Source organism: Paramuribaculum intestinale, from assembly GCF_003024925.1.
In the GTDB taxonomy this organism is placed as follows: Bacteria; Bacteroidota; Bacteroidia; order Bacteroidales; family Muribaculaceae; genus Paramuribaculum; species Paramuribaculum intestinale.
The window spans coordinates 1-1,381 of sequence record NZ_PUED01000339.1 but is presented as its reverse complement, the minus strand read 5'-3'; the positions used below and the strand labels follow the sequence as shown (position 1 = coordinate 1,381).

Below are 1,381 nucleotides of genomic sequence, written 5' to 3'. Positions count from 1 at the left end.
CCTGGGCTGGCGCGGGCGGCTGATCTCGCATGCTCCGCAGCTCGGCCGAACGGGGGGCGTCTCTCTCCTTCCCCCGGTCTACGCGTCACGCTCCCCTGCCCCGCTGACGCGTGGCAGGCGGTGGCGTGCCGCTCCGAACCGGGGATTCTGTCTGCCCGCCCCCTCCGGGGCTCCGATGGCGTCAACACCATCCGGCGGGGAGAGGAGAGAGGTAGTCAGCGGGAACCGTAGTAGAGGCGACAGTGCGCGCGACGCAGGCGGGGAGGAACGGAGCCGCGGAGCGTGCGGGCAGTCAGTAACCGGGGGTCGGAGCGGAGGGAGGACGCCGGGACGCGTAGCGGAGCGGTGGCCGAGCGAGGCGGAGACCCCGGAAAGGAGAGCCCACACACCACGCGCGGCGAGTCCCGGAGGGTACGAGGCAGCGCCGAGGCGGCAGCGCAGGAGAAGAGGCGGGGAGGAGAGAGAGGCGATCTGGAGGCGGGAAGGGGCGGAGCCGCGGAGCGTGCGGGCAGTCAGTAACCGGGGTTCGGAGCGGAGGGAGGACGCCGGGACGCGATAGCGGAACGGTGGCCGAGCGAGGCGGAGACCCCGGAGAGGAGAGCCCACACACCACGCGCGGCGAGTCCCGGAGGGTACGAGGCCGCGCCGAGGCGACAGCGCAGGGAGGAGAGAGGAGATGGGGGGGGGCGGATCCGCATGTGGGTGGCTTCGAGGGTGTGAGAATGAAGAAATGTGGATTTATCCATACAGATCACGATTCTAATTTATATCTTTGCACAAAACGCCCATATCATGAGTAAAGTCAACGCATTATTCCACATTGTCTTCGCCACTAAAGACCGTCGTCCATTTCTTCTTGACACTTTCAGAGAGGATCTTCACAAGGTGATCAACGACATTATAATTTCCAAGAAAAGCCGGCTTCACTCGATAAACAGCGTTACCGATCATCTACACATGCTCGTCGATCTGAACCCTACAGTGTCGATCTCCGAGCTAATAGCCGCTGTCAAGGCATGTGCGCACAACTGGATGAAAACAGACAGTCGTGCTGCCTTGTTCAATGGGTGGTGCTCAGGATATTATGCCTGTAGCTGCTCACCAAGCCACAAAACCAGTATCGAAACATATATCCTCCGCCAGACCGAGCATCACGCCATACATCTGTTTGACAAGGAGATACAGAAGATGTGTGATGTGTGGAATCTGTCATATCATCCTGAGGATCTGAAATAGTACCCACGCGAGGTGGGCCCTGGGCTGGCGCGGGCGGCTGATCTCGCATGCTCCGCAGCTCGGCCGAACGGGGGGCGTCTCTCTCCTTCCCCCGGTCTACGCGTCACGCTCCCCTGCCCCGCTGACGCGTGGCAGGCGGTGGCGT

1 protein-coding gene is annotated in these 1,381 nt (G+C 62.3%); it reads left to right on the top strand.

Annotation, left to right across the window (positions count from 1 at the left end):
• Window positions 1-792 precede the first annotated feature (792 nt).
• Window positions 793-1,236: an IS200/IS605 family transposase gene (tnpA, locus tag C5O24_RS13345; RefSeq protein WP_107681975.1), complete on the top strand. Its 444-nt coding sequence runs from the start codon at window positions 793-795 to the stop codon at window positions 1,234-1,236.
• Window positions 1,237-1,381 lie beyond the last annotated feature (145 nt).

Bases quoted from the DNA above. Each gene is read 5' to 3' on its own strand.
- tnpA (WP_107681975.1), top strand. From the start codon at position 793: ATGAGTAAAGTCAACGCATTATTCCACATTGTCTTCGCCACTAAAGAC.